The sequence below is a fragment of the Marinicella pacifica genome (genome assembly GCF_014636635.1).
Classification (GTDB): Bacteria; Pseudomonadota; Gammaproteobacteria; order Xanthomonadales; family Marinicellaceae; genus Marinicella; species Marinicella pacifica.
On the sequence record NZ_BMEO01000011.1, the window covers coordinates 38,066 to 58,076 of the forward strand.

Sequence of the window (20,011 nt, forward strand, 5' to 3'; positions counted from 1 at the left end):
AATGCGTATCGGGCTAATCATTGCATTTATGATGTCTGCTTTCAGTGCCACGGCGGTGCACACCATGCCGAGTCTGATGGATTGTGATGACATGATATTTGTGGATGGTTTTGTGTCCGATTCCTGGCCGTCTCAGGGCAGTGGCGGGTCGGTTAACACCGGTTCCCGAACCATTTATATCAACAGTCAATTGCAATACCGCAGTTATTATTACCACATCCCCTCAAGCTATCAGGGGCTAAAAGCCTTGCCCATCATGTATTTGTTTCATGGTGCCGCCGGTGCCGGTAATGCGCCGTGGGCAGCAGAGTACAGTCGGGATTTATGGCAAGCAACGGCCGAAGCCCATCAGATTATTGTTGTGGCTCAGGTGGCAACCGGTCAGCAAGGTGGCTGGATACCGAGCAATATGGTGGCGATTCTAAATGCAATATCCGCCGATATGCAGGCGCGGTATAACATCGAAAAACGCCGGGTTTATGGCTGGGGTTTTTCAGCCGGTGGTTTTGTGTTGCATGAACTGGCTTTACTGAATGCCGGTGAATTTGCCGGTTATGCCGTTAGTGGTGCCCATCTGGGATATGCTGCCAGTGTTGGTGTTTATCCATCCACCGCTTCACGGAAGTTACCCGTGGTCCTGTCTGTCGGACAAAGTGATGGATATTATAATGATGTTTTTAATGATTTCAGTACTTTTCAGCAATCCGGTTGGCAAGCGGGTTACAATGTCTGGTTTGACAGCTATGCAGGCGGTCATCAATATTTTCCCACAGAACCTGCAGATGTGTGGGATAAACTCTGTATTTCTAGTAATTTAGATTAAAATGAATGAACAAAAACAACTGATTATCGGTTGGAAAGAGTGGGGTGCTTTGCCGGAATTGGGTATTCAGCGCATCCACATGAAAACCGACACCGGTGCCAAAACCAGTGCCATTCACACGATTGAATATGCCCTGTATGAAAAAGACGATGAAGAATGGGTGCGTTTTGTGGTGGCGCCGGTCCAGGATGATGATGACAGCCAAATTGAATGCCATTTGCCGGTTAAGGACAAGCGCACAGTAACCAATTCAGGTGGTATGAAAACCCACCGCATTGTGGTCGAAACCCTGTTGCATATTGGTGATCTGCAAAAACGCATTGAACTGACCCTGGCCTGCCGTAAAAAAATGAAATTTCGCATGCTTTTAGGCCGTCAGGCCATGCAAGGTATGTCTGTCAGACCGGACAAAGCCCATCTCATTAAACCCCCAACCAAAACAAAACCATGAAAATTGCCCTGCTCTCCCGTAACGCCCGCCTGTATTCTTCTCGACGCCTGGTCGAAGCCGCCCAAAAGCGTGGCCATGAGGTGCGGGTGGTGGATGCCTTGCGTTGTTATATGAACATCTCATCCAATAATCCGGTGCTGCATTATCGCGGTGAGGACCTGACGGATTTTGATGCAGTGATACCGCGGATTGGTGCATCGATTACTTTTTATGGCACCGCTGTGTTGCGGCAATTCGAAATGATGGGGGTCTATCCCCTCAATGAAAGTGTGGCGGTCACCCGTTCCCGGGATAAACTGCGGTCATTACAACTCTTATCACGAAAGGGTATCGGCATGCCGGTCACCGGTTTTGCCAATTCACCTGATGACATTCCTGATTTGATTAAAATGGTGGGCGGTGCGCCTTTGGTGATAAAATTACTGGAAGGTACTCAGGGAATCGGTGTGGTTCTGGCAGAAACCCGTAAAGCGGCTGAGAGTGTGATTGAAGCCTTTTTAGGTCTCAATGCCAACATTATGGTACAGGAATTTATCAAAGAAGCCGGTGGTGCCGATATCCGCTGTTTTGTGATTGGCGGCAAAGTTGTCGCGGCCATGAAACGGCAAGGTGCGGAGGGAGAATTTCGTTCTAATTTACACCGTGGCGGCAGTGCGTCATTAATTAAACTGAGGCCCGAAGAACGGCAAACAGCCATCAGAGCGGCTAAAATTATGGGGCTGAATGTGGCCGGTGTGGATTTATTGCGCGCCGATCGTGGTCCTGTTGTGATGGAAGTGAATTCATCCCCGGGTCTCGAAGGCATCGAACGTGCCACCGGTAAAGATGTGGCCGGATTAATCATTGATTTTATCGAAAAAAATGCCAAACCCCACCGCACCCGAACCAAGGGCGGAAAAGGCTAAATCTGTTGAAAAAAGGCACCCAAGAAGGTATAATAATTAGTTAATCAAAATATAAAAAAACCTATGAAAATAATCACTGTTCCGGTCGCAAAACGCAAAGAATGTCACTATTTACTCGAGACTGCATTCCAGTTGGCAGATGATCTTGACGCCAATGTCTCAGGCTTGCATGTCAGACCCCACAGAGAAGAATCCATCGGTGGCGATTACGGTATCATTAGTCCGATTGCCATGAACAACATGTCGCAGTGGTACAAAGCGGATTTGGACGATGAATTAGAAAGCCAGGCTGCCGCTGATTTGTTTAAAGAATACAGCGACAATGCCGGTTTTAATTTCAGAAAACGCATCACCAAAGACATGGAAGAATCGTCTTTGTGGCGTGAAATGGTGGGCGATCCGCAAAGTGTATTGTCCATTGTCGGTCCGGTCAGCGATCTCATGTTGGTATCACGACCCAAGAAAAAAAGCAGCGGTCAGGCCAAGCAATTTTTATCCGCCGCTTTGTTTAACACCGGCCGACCGGTGCTGATGTTGCCGCAGAAAAAACTCAAAAGTGTCGGCAAACGGGTTTTGATTGCCTGGAACCAGAAAGATTCGGTGATGCAAACCATCGTCAGCGCATTGCCGCTGTTAAAACAAGCAGAGCAAGTTAACATACTGTGTGCCGGTCCCGACAACCGTGCCCGGCCCAAAACCAAACATTTACAGGATTATTTAAAAGTATGGGGCATTGACAGTGACATGAAAATCACCAAAGGTCTCAAAGTCCACGATGAAATCATCGATACCTACAAAGCCACCGGTTCGGATTTATTGTTGATGGGTGCCTATTCCCGCGGTCGTTTCACCGAATGGTTTATGGGTGGCTTTACAAAGTACATTCTGACCGACAGCAATATCCCGACACTGATGCAGCACAGCTAAGCATTGTCAGATATTCATGATAGTCAAAAACGCCCTAATTGGGCGTTTTTGTGGGTCACATTGGGTGGTTTATTTCGCCAATTTTAACCAGGTTTCCACCACAGTATCTGGGTTTAAAGACACACTCTCGATACCTTCATCTAACAGCCATTGGGCCAGATCTGGGTGGTCGGAGGGGCCCTGGCCGCAGATGCCGATGTATTTGCCGCGTTTTTTGCAGGCCTGGATGGCCATCGACAACATTTTTTTGACTGCAGGATCGCGTTCGTCGAATAGATGAGCGATAACACCGGAATCCCGGTCTAAGCCTAAGGTTAATTGGGTCATGTCGTTGGAGCCGATGGAAAAGCCATCGAAGATATCCAGGAATTCATCCGCCAGCAGGGCATTGGAAGGTAACTCACACATCATGATGATTTTGAGGTCATTGTCGCCCTGTTTCAGGCCGAATTTAGCCATCAGGTCAATCACCGCCCGGCCTTCTGCGACAGTGCGTACAAATGGTACCATAGCCCAGACATTGGTCAGGCCCATCTCATCCCGGATATATTTTAAGGCCTCGCATTCCATTTCAAAACAATCCACAAAAGAATCATCCAGGTAACGGGAAGCACCGCGAAAACCAAGCATCGGGTTTTCCTCATCCGGTTCGTAAGCATTACCGCCAATCAGGTTGGCATATTCGTTGGATTTAAAATCAGATAAACGGACAATCACCGGTTTCGGGTTAAAGGCCGCGGCCAGCGTGGAGACGCCTTCGGCCAGCCGTTTCACAAAATAATCTCGCGGCGAATCATAGGCCGCCACCATCGGGTCGGTGATGGCTTTGATGTCAGCCGGTTGGTTGTCGTAGTCCAGCAACACTTTGGGGTGAATGCCAATCATGCGGTTGATAATAAACTCCAGACGGGCCAGGCCGATGCCGAAACCGGGCAGGTTCTGAAAGTCAAAAGCGCGGTCCGGATTACCGATGTTCATCATGATTTTTAACGGGGCTTCGGGCATGTTTTTGAGGTCGGTGGTTTTGATTTCAAAATCCAGTAAGCCTTCATAAATCCGACCAGTATCACCTTCGCTGCAGGAGGCTGTCACCGCCTGGCCGTGCTTTATTTTGGTCGTGGCATTACCGCAACCGACAATGGCCGGAATGCCCAGTTCACGGGCAATGATGGCGGCATGGCAGGTGCGTCCACCACGGTTGGTGACAATGGCCGCGGCTTTTTTCATAATCGGTTCCCAATCGGGATCGGTCATGTCTGTCACCAGCACATCGCCTTCATTCACTTCATGCATCTGGTCGATTCCGGCAATCACTTTGGCACTACCCTGACCAATTTTTTGGCCAATGCTGCGGCCTTCGGCAACCACGGCACTTTTTTCTTTGAGTTGATAACGTTCAATTTTTTGACCACCGGTTTCACGCGATTTCACGGTTTCGGGACGGGCCTGAACAATATACAATTCGCCACTGTGGCCGTCTTTGGCCCATTCGATGTCCATCGGTCGTTTATAGTGGTCTTCAATAACCATCGCCTGTTGTGCCAGTCGTTGTGCTTCTGCGTCGCAAATAGAAAAGCGCTGTTGTTTCGTCTTGTCCACCGGATCTGTACGCACGCCGGTGTCTCCGTAGGTCATGGCGATGGCTTTGGTGCCTAAATTGCGGCGTAAAATGGCCGGTTTTTTATTTTTCAAACTTTGTTTATAGACATAGAATTCATCGGGGTTCACCGCGCCCTGAACCACCATTTCTCCCAGGCCGTAAGATGAGGTAATAAACACCACATCATTAAAACCCGATTCGGTGTCCATGGTAAACATCACGCCACTGGCGGCCAAATCCGAACGCACCATTTGTTGAATGCCGGCGGATAAGGCCACATCCTCGTGTTTAAAGCCGTGGTGAACCCGGTAGGAAATGGCGCGGTCATTGTACAGGGAGGCAAACACTTCATGGGTTTTGGCCAGTACATCATCAATACCATGAACATTTAAAAAGGTCTCCTGTTGGCCGGCAAAGGAGGCGTCCGGTAAATCTTCGGCGGTGGCGGATGAACGCACAGCAACGCTAAAATCATCGCCCAGCTCATCTTGCATCGCCTGATAAGCTTCGCTGATGGCTTGTTGCAGTTTGGGTTGAAAAGGTGTATTTAAAATCCAGGCACGGATATCTTGTCCGGCACTTTGCAAGGCCGCTAAGTCATCGGTATCGAGCTTATTCAGGCGCGCGTTGATTTTATCCCCGAGACCGGATTCGTTCAGAAAATCCCAAAAGGCTTGCGCGGTGGTGGCAAAACCACCGGGGACTTTGACACCCAAAGCCGATAAATGGGTAATCATTTCACCCAAAGACGCGTTTTTTCCACCCACCTTGTTTAAATCACCCAAGGTCAATTGATCCAGCCTAATGATGTAATCTGACATGAAATTTCCGTTGTGCTTAAAAATGGTATATTCTATATGACGCAACCAAGAAGCGAAACGGATAAGCCTTGAAATTAATAAATTTGACTCAAAAACAGCCAAAACCATGAATGATAAGTCACCCCAACAAACCTGCGCCATCTTTTATGTCTCAGACGGCACCGGCATCACCGCTGAAACGGTGGGTCAGAGTCTGATTACACAATTTCCGCAACACATAAAATTTATTCAAAAACGCATTCCTTTTGTGGATACCGAAGCCAAAGCAGCGCAAGCCGCGGACATGATTCGACAAGCGCAAGCAGATTTTCAGCCGCTGGTTATTAACACCGTGGTGGATGTGAATTTACGTAAAATTATTCACGCCGCCGGTGGTCTGAAATTGGATCCGTTCAATCAACTGCTGCGTCAGATTGAAGAAAATTTGGGGATTGAACGCAGTCCCGGTGTCGGTCGCGCCCATGGTATTTATGACAGCCATTCCTATAATGCGCGCATAGACGCCACCAATTTCGCCCTGGCCCATGATGATGGCATGAACCTGAATCTCAATCAGGCTGAAGTTATTTTGTTGGGCGTGTCGCGTTCAGGAAAAACACCCACTTGTCTTTATCTCGCGTTGCATTACGGCATTAAAGCCGCCAATTACCCGATCACGGATGAGGATTTGGAGCGCATGGAGTTACCCAAAGCTGTTACCAAACACCGCGATAAATTGTTTGGTTTAACCATCGATCCCCATCGACTGTCTCAGATTCGCGGCAAAAGACGGCCCGATTCGCGTTATGCTAATATGAAAAAATGCCAAAAAGAAATCTCCGATGCTGAATCTCTGTTCCACCGTTATCGTGTGCCTTTTATGAACACCACGTTGACTTCGATTGAAGAAATTTCCGGTAAGATTTTATTGGAACTTAACTTAAATAAACGCTTGTATTGATGTCAAAATCCATTTTAAACAGCCGTTACTGGCGTCATCAGATATGGGCGCATAAGCACCACATCAGCCTGCAGGACTGGCATGAAGATAATTTCAGCTTACTGATGCGATTATTACCACCACGATTACATGTCGGGTTGCGGCATCAGGTCAGGGTTGATGGACAGCCCATTTTACAGGTGGTACAAACTGAGGCCTTTAAATACACCTCTGAATTGAATTTTTGCCTGCTGTTTGAGGATGAACCGTCAGATAATCTGCTGGTCAGGGTTTACCATGATGTGAATTTGGCTGAATTGTGGCAGGCTCATCAGTTTGACCGTTCGTTTCAACAACTGGGCGGACGGGCCGATTGTGGCCTAAAAGCCCGGCGGCGATACAGTTTGAATTGTTTTTTCAATAAATGGCTTCGACATTTATTGAAAAAAGGTTATGCCGGATCCGGCTGGTATGTTCAAAACAAGCCGATAGCGGAGACACAGTTTTAATTATGGATAAACACGCCTATTATCAGCAAGCGGTACAATGTGTTGAAGCGGAGATTGATTTTGTCAGCGAAACGTTTCGGCAATTACGCGGTCGTTCTGCAATAACCCTGCGAGAGGATTTTTGCGGTACCGCACAAACCACCTGTGAATGGATTAAACGGGGTGATGCCCATAAAGGGTATGCAGTGGATTTTGATCCGCTGGTTTTACAATGGGGTGAGCGTCATAATGTCAGTGCGCTCAATGCCGAACAGCAACAACGGATAAATTTAATCAATGCAGATGTCCTGCAGGTACAGACACCGGCCATGGATATGGTGTTGGCGATGAATTTCAGCTACTTTATTTTTATGGGTCGCGGTGAAATGCTGGATTATTTTAACAGTGTTCACCGGTCACTGGCCGGGGACGGGGTGTTTTTTCTGGATGCTTTTGGCGGCTATGAGGCGGCCAAAGAACTCACTGAAGAACGGGATTGTGATGGATTCACCTATATTTGGGAACAGTCCTCCTTCAACCCCATCACCGCAGAAATGCAGTGTTATATTCATTTTGAGACGGATGAGGGGGTGCGCATGGATCGGGCTTTTGATTACCGGTGGCGCTTATGGACATTGCCAGAAATCACCGAGTTGCTGCGGGAAGCGGGATTCAGCGAAGTGGATGTTTACTGGGAAGGCACCGATGAAGAAACCGGTGAGGGTAATGATATTTACACCGCCAGCACCGAAGGCACCGCCGATGCCGGCTGGGTGTGTTATATCGTGGCTCAAAAATGACCTACAGGATGTAGGTCGGTGGCGTGAGCAGGCCGAAATTGTTCCCGACAATAATCGGCATTTCCCACATCCTTGTGGGTCGACGCGGAAGCCATCACACACAGGATGTAGGTCGATGGCGTGAGCAGGCCGAAATTGTTCCCGACAATAATCGGCATTTTCCACATCCTTGTGGGTCGACGCGGAAGCCATCACACACAGGACGTAGGTCGAAGGCGTGAGCAGGCTTATGATGTTCCAGACAATCTATGCATTGCTTAGGTTCTGTAAATCGAAGGAATTGTTGGACATGTTGACATCTTTATGGGTCAACGCGAAAGCCATCATTCGCATCAGGCAAAACTTTAAGATTCTATTTGTCGGCGGACAAGGATTGAATGTCTTGACGCAGGGCATCCTTTTTTGACAGGTTCATTTCGATGGTGCGCTTTAAAATGGCAAAACTTTCCATATCGATTTGGGTCCACTCGGCACCAAATAAATCGTTGCGCAGATGAACCACCCGAATATTCATGATAATTGAAGGTGAATTTTCGATCGGAATCTGTAGCCGAAAAATATCCCCGGCCTTGACGGTGGTCTGCTCAGGGCAAGCCAGTAGCACACCTTTGAGAGATATATCGTAAATATGGGATTGCCAGCAGGATACGCCTGAGTACAGTGTCACTTCTTTGGTCAGGGGAATGCGGGTGAACTGACGTTTTTCTGGGTAGTCATTCATGGCGTGTTTGGCAGCGGGTTGTCTGAAATCGGCTATTGTACTCATAATAAATGGTATTGAAAGCTTTGCCAAAAAACTGTGACGTGGGTTTATTTTCCTAATAATTTCTCTAAGCCCTGGTAATCTTTAAGATCCACAGGTTTGAGTTGTTCAGCATTAAGCTCAGTTAATATTTGATAAGCTTCGTCACTTTCATTAATCTCGTTTAAAGCTTTGATGACTGATGATTTGATGCTTGGACTAACGGTCGGTGAAGCCAAAAAGACCTGTCCCGGAAAAGGTTTACTTTCTTTTAAAACCAGTAAATTGGGGTACAGTTCATACAGATATTGCGGAATAATCGCTGCTTCAGCTTCTCCTGAAAAAACCTGGTTGATAACGTCTTTCCAGGATAAAGCCGTGACCACTTTTTGCGGTTGCAAAAATAAATCCGTAAACCAGCGGTCATAAAGCAAGGATCCCAGGTTGGGTGAGGGGAAGGTGATGACCCGCTGTCCCACCAGCTGTCTGCCGATGTCTTTGGTCAGGTCTATGTTTTGGTTAGTGACCAGATAATATTTTTGATCCGCTGCAATGCGTAATATGGGCTCGTAATTTTTTTCAGTGATGCGGTAAGCACCGATGTGCGGTGCATCTAAGGTGAAATCGGGGTTATTTGTTTTGGCATCCCGCCAGTAAAAGTAATAGTTATCCGCAGATTCGATGTTGACCGCAAAGCCGGTTTTTTGTGCCAGCCAGTCAGCCAGCGGCTGATAAACAAACGCAGCTTGCTGGTGGGGATAAATGGCTTCCACCGTGAGGTTAATGGTCTGTGCTTTTAACTGAAAAACAGCGAAAAAACACACGAATGTGACAAAAAGTCGTACTTGTTTTGACATGATGATTCCAACCCGGGTTGAATACAATTATCTTATCATAAATCAACAAGTTAGGACAATTTAGAGAGTTAATCATCTGCGCGGGATTTGTTTTTGACAATTTGAGCGCATAATTGCCCATTAAAATTGATTGGCGGTGAACATAATTGTACGGGGCTGTCATTTATTGTCACTTTTTCAGCATTTTTTAAATCTGTATGGTTTTTATCAAGCTGAACAAGTGTTAAGTGTTTTTTATTGCGACCGATAAAATGCAATCGGGCAATGATTTCTTGTCCGGGGTAACAACCCTTTTGATATTCAATCAACTGATGTTGATCCAAAGATAAATGCTGAGGGATAAACTGTTCACTGGTTTGCCGGGTAATCCAGGGCAATTCAGCGCGGAAAAATAAAGCCCAAAATAAGGTTTCATCGGCGACAGTCAGGTCTGCAGTCAATGTTAATTGAATGTCTTCAACCCGGCGGTAATCAGTTGCCTCAACAACAGGCTGTCGTTCATCGGCCACTTTAAGTTTGACACCCATTCGAAAAATACGCATCTGTATATATTGTTCAAACTGTTCAGAAAGCGTTTTATCGACCGCTAAATAGTAATCATCGAATTGTTTCCACACCAATAAACTGAACAGGATGCGACCCTTGGGGTTACAAATGGCTGTGTAGTGTGGCTGAGGCCATTGATCATCGAATAAATTGATGGTTTGGTTTTGTAAAAAAACGGCCGCATCATTTCCGCTTAATTTAAATAGACTGAGGTGTTTTGCTAATGAGTGCAGGCTTGACATAATTTTGACCTCCTGTGTGGATAATGGCCTATTTTAACAAATCAGGCTGCATTTGCAGCCCGTCCGGTCAATGCTGTTTGCGCATTGGAGAGCTGGGAGCAGGAGCGCAAGCGTACGCCTCCATGGATGGAGGTGTGCTGCGTGAGCCGGGAGCGGAAGCGTACGCCTCCATGGATGGAGGTGTGCTGCGTGAGCTGGGAGCGGAAGTGTACGCCCCAAGGACATTCTTTCTTGAACTGTCATTTGCCGGGGCGGGGTGTTATAATTGCGCTTTGTTGAATTAATCAACTGATCATTATTGTGACCACAGAGAACAATCAAAAACCGAATACAAAAAAACCGCCACACACAGACGAAAATCGTGCGGATGAAGTGCTGTATCCAAAAGAAATCGGTGGTCGAAAAAAAGGCCTGGAACCCACCCGTTATGGCGATTGGGAAAAAAATGGCCGCTGTATTGATTTTTAGAAAATAACACAGGAATATTCATGAGTAGCTCAAACCGACCTCTGTCACCACATTTGCAGGTGTACAAATTCCCGCTGACGGTTAAAACGTCCATACTTCACCGCATCACCGGTCTGCTGCTGGCTTTTGGCCTGGTGGTTTTTGTCTATTGGCTGACGGCCCTGGCCACAAACACAACGGCGGCGGATAAACTGCGCGCCTGGTTGCTCACGGTACCGGGTCAGATTCTTGTCTACCTGTGGCTGTTGACGTTTTTTTATCATTTTTGTAATGGAATCCGACACCTGTTTTGGGACGTGGGCAAAGGATTCACCAATGAACAGGCACAACGCTCAGCAGTGGCGGTCCTGGTGGCGTCGCTGTTATTAACCGTGCTGACTTTTTTCCTGGCATCCTAAGGAGAATACAATGAAATACCAAACTGATTTAGCCAAAGCCAAAGGCCTCGGCAGTGCCCACAGCGGTTTTTCCCATTGGTGGCTGCAGCGGCTGTCTGCGGTGCTGTTGTTGCCCACAGGCTTGTATCTGCTGTGGCAATTTATCGCTCTGGATAATTTATCAGCCGCCGTCATGATTGAATGGATGAAATCATCGTTGAATGCCGGTGTATTGCTGGTATTCGTGTTGGCCGCGGCCTACCACGGCGCATTGGGTTTACAAGTCGTTATTGAAGACTACGTGAACAACAAAAGCACAATGATGGCACTGCGCACACTGGTGTATGGCGCCATGATTGGTCTCATTTATTTCAGCTGTTTTGCTGTTTTTAAACTCTTATTGGGATAAACAATGTCACAAACATACGAAATTACAGAACATAAATTTGATGCCGTTGTGGTGGGTGCCGGTGGAGCCGGTTTGCGTGCCACCATGGGTTTGGCCACCAAAGGTTTAAAAACGGCTTGTGTGACAAAAGTGTTTCCAACCCGATCGCACACCGTGGCCGCCCAGGGCGGTATGAGTGCGTCTTTGGGTAATATGGGCGAAGATGACTGGCGTTGGCATATGTACGACACCATCAAGGGCTCAGACTGGCTGGGTGATCAGGACGCTATTGAGTATATGTGTCGCGAAGCGGTTCCGGCGGTGATTGAATTGGAACATTACGGCGTGCCTTTTTCGCGCACCGAAGACGGTAAAATTTATCAACGACCGTTCGGTGGTATGACCACCAATTTCGGTAAAGGCACTGCGCAAAGAACCTGTGCCGCAGCGGACCGCACCGGCCATGCGATTTTGCACACTTTATACCAACAGTCTCTAAAGCATGATGCCTCGTTTTTTATTGAATACTTTGCCATAGATCTGGTGATGGAAAACGGTGAATGTAAAGGGGTATTGGCCTGGAACCTTGCAGATGGCACCTTGCATTTGTTCCGCGGCAAAGCCGTGATTCTGGCTACAGGCGGCTATGGTCGCGCTTATTTTTCATGCACATCGGCGCACACCTGTACCGGTGACGGCAACGCCATGGTATTGCGTGCCGGATTACCCTTACAAGACATGGAATTCGTCCAGTTTCACCCCACCGGAATATATGGTGCGGGTTGTTTAATTACCGAAGGGGTGCGCGGTGAAGGTGGTTTCTTAACCAACTCCGAAGGCGAGCGCTTTATGGAGCGCTATGCCCCAAATGCCAAAGACCTGGCTTCTCGTGATGTGGTGTCACGATCCATGACCATCGAAATCCGTGAAGGTCGCGGTGTCGGACCGAATAAAGACCATATAAATCTCCATTTGGATCATCTCGGGGCTGACGTGATTCACAATCGATTACCGGGCATTGCCGACTCGGCTGAGATTTTTGCCGGTGTCGATGTGTCTAAAGAACCGATTCCTGTGTTGCCGACGGTTCACTATAACATGGGCGGTATTCCAACCAACTACCATGGTGAAGTGGTGCATAAAAAAGACGGCAATCCCGATGAAGTGGTACCCGGTTTATATGCCATCGGTGAAGCGGCCTGTGTCTCTGTGCATGGTGCCAATCGGCTGGGTTCTAATTCTTTACTGGACTTAATTGTGTTCGGACGGGCGGTGGCGAACCGTTGTTCCGAAACCATCAAACCCGGTGAATCACACAGCGAATTACCCAAAGATGCACTCGATAAATCGCTGAATGATTTTGATAAAACCAGACACGCTAAGGGTGCGATTCGCACCGCTGAACTGCGTCTTGAAATGCAAAAAGTCATGCAGGACAACGCCGCAGTTTTCAGAACCGGCGAGGTGCTACAGGAAGGTTGTGATAAAATCACCGCCACCGCCGCTAAAATAAATGATATTCATGTGTCTGACCGTTCCATGGTGTGGAACAGTGATTTGGTGGAGTCTCTGGAGTTGCGTAATTTAATGAGTCAGGCAGTGGTCACCATGTTTTCTGCAGAAAACCGCAAAGAATCACGCGGCGCCCATGCACGTGAAGATTTCCCGGACCGCAATGATGAGGAATGGATGAAGCACACCTTGGCTTATACGGATACCGACAACAAGGTTCATTTTGATTACCGTCCGGTGCACATGCACACCTTAACCGATGAGTGTGAAGTGATTGCTCCCCAGAAACGCGTTTATTAGAGGTTTATCATGGCTGAGTTTAGCTTACCTAAAAATTCTAAAATCAACAAAGGCACCCATTATCCGTTGTCACAAAAAGGCGGCGATGTCAGTACTTTTAAAGTTTATCGGTGGTCGCCGGATGAGGGTAAAAACCCGCGTACGGACACCTACGAGGTGAATCTGGACAATTGTGGTCCGATGGTGCTGGATGCTTTGATTAAAATTAAGGACGAAGTGGACTCTACCTTAACGTTTCGGCGCTCCTGTCGTGAAGGTATTTGCGGTTCTTGTGCGATGAACATTAATGGCACCAACACCCTGGCTTGTACCACTTCTATCAAAGCCATCAAAGGCAAGGAGGTTTCCATTTACCCCTTACCGCACATGGAAGTGGTCAAAGATCTGGTGCCAGATCTGAGTCACTTTTACGCCCAATACGCGTCCATTAAACCCTGGTTACAGACCGATTCGGTGCCATTGCCTGATAAGGAGCGATTGCAGTCGATTGAAGATCGCGAAAAACTTGACGGGCTTTATGAGTGCATTTTATGTGCCTGTTGCACCACGTCTTGCCCCAGTTACTGGTGGAACGGTGACCGCTATCTGGGACCTGCGGTGTTACTGCAATCCTATCGCTGGTTGGCAGATTCACGGGATGAACACACCGGTGAACGCCTGGATGATTTAGAAGACCCGTTTAAATTGTACCGTTGTCACACCATCATGAATTGCACCAGCACCTGTCCCAAAGGGTTGAACCCGGGTAAAGCTATTGCTGAAATTAAGAAAATGATTGCCGAGCGTCACGCCCTGTAACCATGGAGACAGCGAACCATGATCGCATTGGTTATTTTCGCTGGCGTTGCCGACGGGGCATGAAAGAACTTGATTTTGTGCTCAATGGCTTCTTGGATCAATGTTGGAATGGGTTAAACACAGAGGATAAAAAGTTGCTGGATGAGTTGTTAGAAGAGCAAGACATGCAGTTGTGGTACTGGATGAGTGGTCAGCAACAACCGCAAGACCCTGACATCAACGCGCTGGTGAAACAAATCTGTGCCGCCGGTTACCATCAAAAATAATCAGTGGATTGACGGTTTGTGGCTGAGCCAGTGGTTGCTGCTTTTTGTGTTTGTGAACGGCTGCTTATTTGTGACCTGGCCATGGTCGCTATTCAGTCTTCTGATTCTGCCGTTTATCCTGTGCAATCAAAGAACAATCAGTCAAAATAAAAACCGTGAGATATATGTTAACAAGCAATCGCAATGGTTTTGTCGACTGGCTGAGGATGTGATGGCGTGTCGTGTAGGGGATTACTGGCACATGGGCGGATGGCTCTGGTTGCGACTTGAAAGCGACCGTTTTCAACACCATTGTTTAATCATCAAAAATCGAATGGGCGGGGTCGGATACGCACAACTTTTAATCGCAGTGAATCAAAATGAGCAAAAAACAGAATAAACGTTATACCGTGGCTGTGGGGGATGTGACGGTGGGTTCTGATCACCCGGTGGTGGTGCAGTCCATGACCAACACCGATACCGCCGATGCCAAATCCACTGCCCGGCAGATTTATGAATTACACCAGGCCGGTTCACAAATTGTGCGCATTACCGTTAATAATGAATCGTCTGCCGCTGCCGTGCCGGAGATTATTGACCGTCTGGCCGCCGCTCAATGTCATGTTCCGGTGGTGGGTGATTTTCATTATAATGGCCACCGTTTACTACAGGATTATCCTAAGTGTGCCGAAAAACTGGCCAAATTCCGAATAAACCCGGGTAATGTGGGTTTTGGGAAAAAGAAAGATCAGCAGTTTGCCGAAATCATTGAAATTGCTAAGAATTTAGATAAGCCGGTTCGTATCGGTGGAAACTGGGGCAGCTTAGATCAAAAACTGATGGCAAAAATGATGGATGACAATGCCCGTCAGGCCGAACCGCTTGATAGTCAGTCTTTGATTGAAAAAGCATTAATAGAGTCTGTGTTATCGAGTGCACGGCAAGCCGAAGAACTGGGTTTACCGGCGGATAAAATTATCATCAGCTGTAAAGTCAGCGCCGTACAATCTCTGATTCGAATCTATCAACAACTGCAGGAATTATGTTTATACCCGCTCCATTTGGGCCTCACCGAAGCCGGCATGGGGTACAAAGGCGTGGTCGCTTCAACCGCGGCCTTGTCGGTTCTGTTGCAGCAAGGTATCGGTGACACCATTCGGGTTTCATTAACTCCGGAACCGGGCCAGGCGCGTACCGATGAGGTCAAAATTGCGCAGCAAATCTTACAAAGTCTGGATTTACAATCCTTTAAACCCGAAGTCACCGCCTGTCCCGGCTGTGGCCGCACCACCAGTGAGTTTTTCCAGGTCTTGGCGCAACAAGTCAGTCAGCACATGGATAAAAAAATGCCCGAATGGCGCTTAACCCGACCCGGCGTCAAAGACATGAATGTGGCGGTGATGGGTTGCGTGGTCAACGGCCCCGGTGAGTCGAAACACGCCGATATCGGTATATCTTTACCCGGCACCGGCGAAGCGCCCACCGCCCCGGTGTTTATTCGGGGTCAAAAAACCCACACCTTAAAAGGTGACAACATCGGTGAACAATTTATTGCCTTGTTAGAGGAATTTGTTGAAAACCATTACTGATCAGAGGACAGGGAGTAAGAGGACATAGGACAGAGGACAGTGTATTTTACTTCTTGACATTTTGAGGCGACAACTGTTCTGACACAGGGGTTGTTAACCACAAAGTTCGCAGAGATTTTCACAAAGGGCACGGAGTAATTCATTCATTATTATTTCCTTAGTGAACTTTGTGTGTTCTCCGAGCTCTCTATGGTTGAATTTTAGTTTGACAAGGTAAGAATACACGTAAAGATACGGGCTAACAGGCCCGCGGGATTTTTATAGGACGCTGGATACCGGACTGCGCCGGTATAAATTTATTTTCTGAAGGCGCGGTAGGCTAAATAGAGGGTTAGGGCGCCACTGATCATAACTGAATTGGCGATACCCGGCAACCAGCTTGTCTGTTCTCCATCCAATGCATATAACACGGCCGTTGCGGTGAGGCCACCAGCAGTCAAAATGCTGAACTTTAATTGTTGTTGAGTCTGTTGTTTTTGCCGGCGGCGTTCGGCCTGTTCCAGTTTTAAATGACGGGGCAGGGGTTTGACCTGCTGGCTGAGCAACTGATGCACCAGCATCGGGGTTTCGGCGGCTTGCTCAATCCATTTGGGCAAATTTTCTTTAACTTTATCCAGGGCATTTTGTGGACCGTAGTGTTGCCGCATAATGTCTCTGAGAATCGGCTCAGAGGTTTGCCAGACATCTAATTGCGAATAGAGCTGACGCCCCAGGCCTTCGATGTTGAGTAATGTTTTTTGTAATAAAATTAATTCCGGCTGAATAATCAGCTTAAAACGTTTGGCCATCTGAAAGGTTTTCAGCATCACTTCACCAAAGGATATTTCCTCAATGGGTCGGGCCAGATAGGGCTCGCAAATGGTGCGGGTGGCGGCTTCTAAATCATCTAAATTGGTGTCAGCCGGTACCCAGCCGGACTCAATATGCAGTTCGGCGATGCGGCGATAATCTTGTTCAAAAAAAGCCATAAAATTATTCGCCAAATCTACCCGGTGGCCTTTGGGTAATGAACCGCAAATACCGAAATCCAGCAACATGATTTGCGGATCATCGGGATTTTCCGGATTGATAAATATATTGCCCGGGTGCATATCGGCATGAAAAAAATTATCTCTGAAAACCTGGGTATAGAAAATTTTGATGCCTTTTTCAGCCAGCCGTTGACGGTTAATACCGGCGGCATCCAAAGCCGCAAAATCCTTGATGGAAATACCCTTGATACGTTCCTGTACCATGACTTTTTGTTTGCTGTAGTCCCAGTAGATTTTCGGGATATAAAGGTGTTGAGAGTGGCGGAAATTTTTTCTCAGCAGTGAACAATTGGCCGCTTCACGTTGTAAATCCAGTTCGTCATATATGGTTTTTTCGAATTCATCGACAATTTCCCGGGGATTGACCTGAACCCCGGCTTTCAGGTGCCGACCGGCCAGTTCAGCGAGGGTGTGCATCAGTTGTACATCACGTTTGATTTTTTTCTCGATGCCGGGCCTGAGAATTTTAATCACCACGTCATCACCGGTTTTCAGGGTGGCGGCGTGTACTTGAGCTATCGAGGCTGAGGCCAGCGGCTGCTCTTCGACTTCAGCAAAATGACTGCGTAAATCAGCGTCCAGCTGATCTTGTACAACCGTTTTGGCTTGATGCCAGGAGATGGGTTCGACATCGTCCTGTAGTTTTCCCAACGCCAGTGCGATATCCGCGGGAATTAAATCGGGTCGGGTGGATAAAGTTTGCCCGAGCTTAATAAAAATGGGGCCCAATTCTTCAAGTGCCAAACGCAAGCGTTCACCCGGAGGCATACTTTTGACGCCTTTTTTACCGAAAGGCGCGAGTACATTCACCAGGTTAAAAAAACCAAAGCGACCATTATTCACCAAAGAGGGAATGCGATAAGCCGCTAACGTGTGGCTTATTTTAAGCAAACGGAAAAATTTCATGCGTCCTGATTCATGCGGGTTTTGATGCGACGCTCCAGACGCACCACATCGGCCTGTAGGTCATCGACGTCATCCAAAAATTGTTCCATCTCAGCAGCTGCAATCAGGCTGCGATCTTCATGCACCAAAAAGTCGTGGAGATTACGTTTCAGGCTGTTGCTTAATTGCTGTCCTTGTTGTCGTAATTTTTGTAAACCTTGCGACAGGTGATATCCGGCGGTGTCTCCGAACAGATCACACAGGGCTTCTTCGTGATCGGGTTCCAGGTTTTTTAAAAAATCAGCGATAAATTGTCCCAGGCCGGCGTCACCTTTTATTTGCACCTGATCCAGGCCGGCGATGTGCTGGTTGCTGGCCATCGCAAACAATGCGGTCGGCTTGCCGGTGATGGTGGTGTCGGCTTCAATGTCGCCGGCACCGGTGACTTCTATGCCATTATCCACAATATGCAGGTGCAAACGCGGTCCTATCGGTTGGATGTCAAGGGCAATGCGCTTACCGATGTGCGGCTTTAAGGTTTTCAACGCTTTTTGATCATATTGAATGGCGCGGTTGATGGCTTTGTCCAGCAACAGAGCAGTGGGTGATTTCATAGTTTAAATCCAGTGTGAATCGCGACAATGCCGGCGGTTAAATTCTGATATCGACACATGTCCAGACCGGCTTGTTCAAACATGGCTTTGAGCTGTTCCTGATCGGGGTGCTTTTCGATGGATTCGACCAGATACTGATAAGAATCCCGGTCACCGGTGACCCGATGCCCGATTTCAGGCAGCAGTTTAAAAGAATACAATTCATACAGTTTCTTTAAAAACGGCTGGTTAACTTTGGAAAATTCCAGTACCAGCGCTTTGCCGCCGGGTTTTAACACCCTGTACATTTCATTGAGGGCTTGTTGCTTGTCGGTTACATTACGCAGTCCAAAGGCCATGGTGATGGCATCAAAGTGGTTGTCGTCATAAGGCAATTGTTCCGCGTTCATCTGCCGGCAACAGAAACGACCATAAAATCCGGCGTCTATCAGGCGGGCTTCACCGACATCCAACATCGCCTGGTTAATGTCGCCCAGCACCACATGGCCTTCTGTGCCCACTTTTGGTATGAGTAATTTTGCGATGTCGCCGGTACCACCGGCCAGATCCAGTACCCTGTGATTTTTTTGAATGCCTGACGTGGCCACAAAATGCCGTTTCCACAAGCGGTGAATACCACCTGACATCAGATCATTCATTAAATCATAACGGCTTGCTACCGAAGTGAACACTTTTTCAACCAGGTGCTGTTTGTCATCTTTGGCCACCCGTCGAAAACCAAAGTCAGTGGTTTCATGCGTCATTGTCTGACTCCCTCGGCAAATCTTCGTGATTAAGTTCGCAGCGTTTTAAACGTATCAAAGCGGAAATGTCTTCATCGCCATAACCGGCTTCTGACAGGCGTTTGTAATCTTCAATACTGGCCTGAACCAGAGGCAATGATGCATCCATTGTGTTAAGCGTGGACTGACAGATGTGCAGGTCTTTGAGCAATAAGTCGAGTTTAAACCCAATATTAAATTCATCTTTAATCATGGTTTGTCCGCGATTTTCCAAAAACCAGTTTCCGGCGGCCCCGGCACTCAGCACCTCCACCACTTTCTTGACATCCAGCTTGCATTGTTCGGCCATGGCCAGAGAAGAGCACACCGCTTGCGCCACACCGGCAACCATTACCTGGTTCACCGCTTTGGTGGCCTGTCCCTGGCCGACTTTGCCCATGTGGGTAATTTGACTGCCAATGGCCGAGAAAATATCTGCAGCCCGTTTGTAGGTTTGACGGTCGCCACCCACCATAATGGATAAAGAGCCTTTTTTGGCACCTTCAACCCCTCCGGATACCGGCGCGTCTAAAAAAACGATGCCGTTGGCGGCCAAATCATCACTGATGGATTGAGCGGTTTGGGGCGACACGGTGGAGCAATCAATGACCACAGAACCGGGCTTCATATGTGGAATAAGGTTGCTGATAATGGCCTTTAAGTCGTTGTCTGCAGAGACACAAGTCAGTACACAATCAGCGGTACCAAACAAAACGGCGTCATTCTCAAAAGACGTCAGATTCAATTCTTTTTCCATGGCCTGGGCTTTGCCCCGGGTGCGGTTTTTAACGCCCAGCAGAAGATTTTGTTTATGCAGGTTACGCGCCATGGGCCGTCCCATGGCACCCAGACCATAGACCACGACCTGGTTGAGTTTATCAAGTGACATTGATAATCGGTATCCGTTAATTAAAGAGGGGTT

The 20,011-nt window shown here is 47.8% G+C and carries 23 protein-coding genes; 15 read left to right on the forward strand and 8 right to left on the reverse strand.

The window, feature by feature from the left end:
* The first annotated feature begins 1 nt into the window (after position 1).
* From IEV16_RS10955 to IEV16_RS10970, 4 genes are all read left to right on the forward strand, one after another.
* Positions 2-823, forward strand: a complete 822-nt coding sequence (locus IEV16_RS10955) for an alpha/beta hydrolase family protein (protein ID WP_188365752.1) — start codon at positions 2-4, stop codon at positions 821-823.
* A gap of 1 nt (position 824) precedes the next feature.
* Positions 825-1,274, forward strand: a complete 450-nt coding sequence (locus tag IEV16_RS10960) for an ATP-dependent zinc protease family protein (protein ID WP_188365753.1) — start codon at positions 825-827, stop codon at positions 1,272-1,274.
* Positions 1,271-2,179 (forward strand): 30S ribosomal protein S6--L-glutamate ligase, encoded by a 909-nt coding sequence (gene rimK / locus IEV16_RS10965; RefSeq protein ID WP_188365754.1) that lies wholly within the window; start codon positions 1,271-1,273, stop codon positions 2,177-2,179. The genes IEV16_RS10960 and rimK overlap by 4 nt, the downstream gene beginning before the upstream one ends.
* Before the next feature lie 63 nt (positions 2,180-2,242).
* Positions 2,243-3,106: a universal stress protein gene (locus IEV16_RS10970; protein ID WP_188365755.1), complete on the forward strand. Its 864-nt coding sequence runs from the start codon at positions 2,243-2,245 to the stop codon at positions 3,104-3,106.
* A 69-nt stretch (positions 3,107-3,175) separates the two neighbouring features.
* Here IEV16_RS10970 and ppsA read toward each other — a convergent pair whose 3' ends face one another.
* Positions 3,176-5,527 (reverse strand): phosphoenolpyruvate synthase, encoded by a 2,352-nt coding sequence (gene ppsA, locus IEV16_RS10975; protein WP_188365756.1) that lies wholly within the window; start codon positions 5,525-5,527, stop codon positions 3,176-3,178.
* A gap of 106 nt (positions 5,528-5,633) precedes the next feature.
* Here ppsA and ppsR point away from each other — a divergent pair, with 106 nt between their 5' ends.
* From ppsR to IEV16_RS10990, 3 genes are read left to right on the forward strand one after another with little or no spacing between them, the layout of a single operon-like run.
* Entirely contained in the window at positions 5,634-6,467 is an 834-nt protein-coding gene (ppsR, locus tag IEV16_RS10980) for a posphoenolpyruvate synthetase regulatory kinase/phosphorylase PpsR (protein ID WP_188365757.1), read from the forward strand.
* Positions 6,467-6,955: a DUF1249 domain-containing protein gene (locus IEV16_RS10985; RefSeq protein WP_188365758.1), complete on the forward strand. Its 489-nt coding sequence runs from the start codon at positions 6,467-6,469 to the stop codon at positions 6,953-6,955. The genes ppsR and IEV16_RS10985 overlap by 1 nt, the downstream gene beginning before the upstream one ends.
* 2 nt (positions 6,956-6,957) lie before the next feature.
* Positions 6,958-7,734 (forward strand): class I SAM-dependent methyltransferase, encoded by a 777-nt coding sequence (locus IEV16_RS10990; RefSeq protein WP_188365759.1) that lies wholly within the window; start codon positions 6,958-6,960, stop codon positions 7,732-7,734.
* Positions 7,735-8,086: 352 nt separating this feature from the next.
* Here IEV16_RS10990 and IEV16_RS10995 read toward each other — a convergent pair whose 3' ends face one another.
* The 3 genes from IEV16_RS10995 to ygfZ form a co-directional block, all read right to left on the reverse strand.
* On the reverse strand, positions 8,087-8,500 hold the full coding sequence (locus IEV16_RS10995; RefSeq protein WP_188365760.1) for a PilZ domain-containing protein: 414 nt from the start codon (positions 8,498-8,500) through the stop codon (positions 8,087-8,089).
* A 44-nt stretch (positions 8,501-8,544) separates the two neighbouring features.
* Positions 8,545-9,333, reverse strand: a complete 789-nt coding sequence (locus tag IEV16_RS11000; protein WP_188365761.1) for a phosphate/phosphite/phosphonate ABC transporter substrate-binding protein — start codon at positions 9,331-9,333, stop codon at positions 8,545-8,547.
* A 68-nt stretch (positions 9,334-9,401) separates the two neighbouring features.
* Positions 9,402-10,121, reverse strand: coding sequence for a CAF17-like 4Fe-4S cluster assembly/insertion protein YgfZ (gene ygfZ / locus IEV16_RS11005; protein WP_188365762.1), 720 nt, complete (start codon positions 10,119-10,121; stop codon positions 9,402-9,404).
* 300 nt (positions 10,122-10,421) lie between these two features.
* On the opposite strand from ygfZ, the gene IEV16_RS11010 reads away from it, so the two are divergent.
* The 8 genes from IEV16_RS11010 to ispG are packed head-to-tail and all read left to right on the forward strand — an operon-like array spanning position 10,422 to position 15,798.
* Positions 10,422-10,589 (forward strand): DUF1674 domain-containing protein, encoded by a 168-nt coding sequence (locus IEV16_RS11010; protein WP_229728334.1) that lies wholly within the window; start codon positions 10,422-10,424, stop codon positions 10,587-10,589.
* Between the two features lie 20 nt (positions 10,590-10,609).
* Positions 10,610-10,987, forward strand: coding sequence for a succinate dehydrogenase, cytochrome b556 subunit (sdhC, locus tag IEV16_RS11015; RefSeq protein ID WP_188365763.1), 378 nt, complete (start codon positions 10,610-10,612; stop codon positions 10,985-10,987).
* 10 nt (positions 10,988-10,997) lie between these two features.
* Positions 10,998-11,375 (forward strand): succinate dehydrogenase, hydrophobic membrane anchor protein, encoded by a 378-nt coding sequence (sdhD, locus tag IEV16_RS11020; RefSeq protein WP_188365764.1) that lies wholly within the window; start codon positions 10,998-11,000, stop codon positions 11,373-11,375.
* A gap of 3 nt (positions 11,376-11,378) precedes the next feature.
* A complete protein-coding gene (gene sdhA, locus IEV16_RS11025; protein WP_188365765.1) occupies positions 11,379-13,166 on the forward strand; it encodes a succinate dehydrogenase flavoprotein subunit in 1,788 nt (595 codons plus the stop codon).
* Between the two features lie 9 nt (positions 13,167-13,175).
* Positions 13,176-13,964, forward strand: coding sequence for a succinate dehydrogenase iron-sulfur subunit (locus IEV16_RS11030; protein WP_188365766.1), 789 nt, complete (start codon positions 13,176-13,178; stop codon positions 13,962-13,964).
* Between the two features lie 2 nt (positions 13,965-13,966).
* Positions 13,967-14,230: an FAD assembly factor SdhE gene (locus tag IEV16_RS11035; protein ID WP_188365767.1), complete on the forward strand. Its 264-nt coding sequence runs from the start codon at positions 13,967-13,969 to the stop codon at positions 14,228-14,230.
* Complete coding sequence (locus IEV16_RS11040; RefSeq protein ID WP_188365768.1) at positions 14,205-14,609, forward strand: hypothetical protein; 405 nt, start codon at positions 14,205-14,207, stop codon at positions 14,607-14,609. Before IEV16_RS11035 ends, IEV16_RS11040 begins: the two co-directional genes overlap by 26 nt.
* Positions 14,590-15,798 carry a flavodoxin-dependent (E)-4-hydroxy-3-methylbut-2-enyl-diphosphate synthase gene (gene ispG / locus IEV16_RS11045; protein ID WP_188365769.1) on the forward strand — a complete coding sequence of 403 codons (1,209 nt, stop codon included), beginning with the start codon at positions 14,590-14,592 and terminating at the stop codon, positions 15,796-15,798. Before IEV16_RS11040 ends, ispG begins: the two co-directional genes overlap by 20 nt.
* Positions 15,799-16,094: 296 nt before the next feature.
* On the opposite strand, the gene ubiB is transcribed toward ispG, so the two are convergent.
* Genes ubiB through IEV16_RS11065 form a run of 4 tightly spaced genes read right to left on the reverse strand, consistent with a single transcriptional unit; the run spans position 16,095 to position 19,978 of the window.
* Positions 16,095-17,735: a 2-polyprenylphenol 6-hydroxylase gene (gene ubiB, locus IEV16_RS11050; RefSeq protein WP_188365770.1), complete on the reverse strand. Its 1,641-nt coding sequence runs from the start codon at positions 17,733-17,735 to the stop codon at positions 16,095-16,097.
* The gene (locus IEV16_RS11055) at positions 17,732-18,328 is read right to left on the reverse strand and encodes a ubiquinone biosynthesis accessory factor UbiJ (RefSeq protein WP_188365771.1); all 597 of its coding nucleotides are present in this window, start codon (positions 18,326-18,328) and stop codon (positions 17,732-17,734) included. Before IEV16_RS11055 ends, ubiB begins: the two co-directional genes overlap by 4 nt.
* A complete protein-coding gene (ubiE, locus tag IEV16_RS11060) occupies positions 18,325-19,071 on the reverse strand; it encodes a bifunctional demethylmenaquinone methyltransferase/2-methoxy-6-polyprenyl-1,4-benzoquinol methylase UbiE (protein WP_188365772.1) in 747 nt (248 codons plus the stop codon). The genes IEV16_RS11055 and ubiE overlap by 4 nt, the downstream gene beginning before the upstream one ends.
* On the reverse strand, positions 19,061-19,978 hold the full coding sequence (locus IEV16_RS11065; protein ID WP_188365773.1) for an NAD(P)-dependent oxidoreductase: 918 nt from the start codon (positions 19,976-19,978) through the stop codon (positions 19,061-19,063). Before IEV16_RS11065 ends, ubiE begins: the two co-directional genes overlap by 11 nt.
* Between the last annotated feature and the right edge of the window lie 33 nt (positions 19,979-20,011).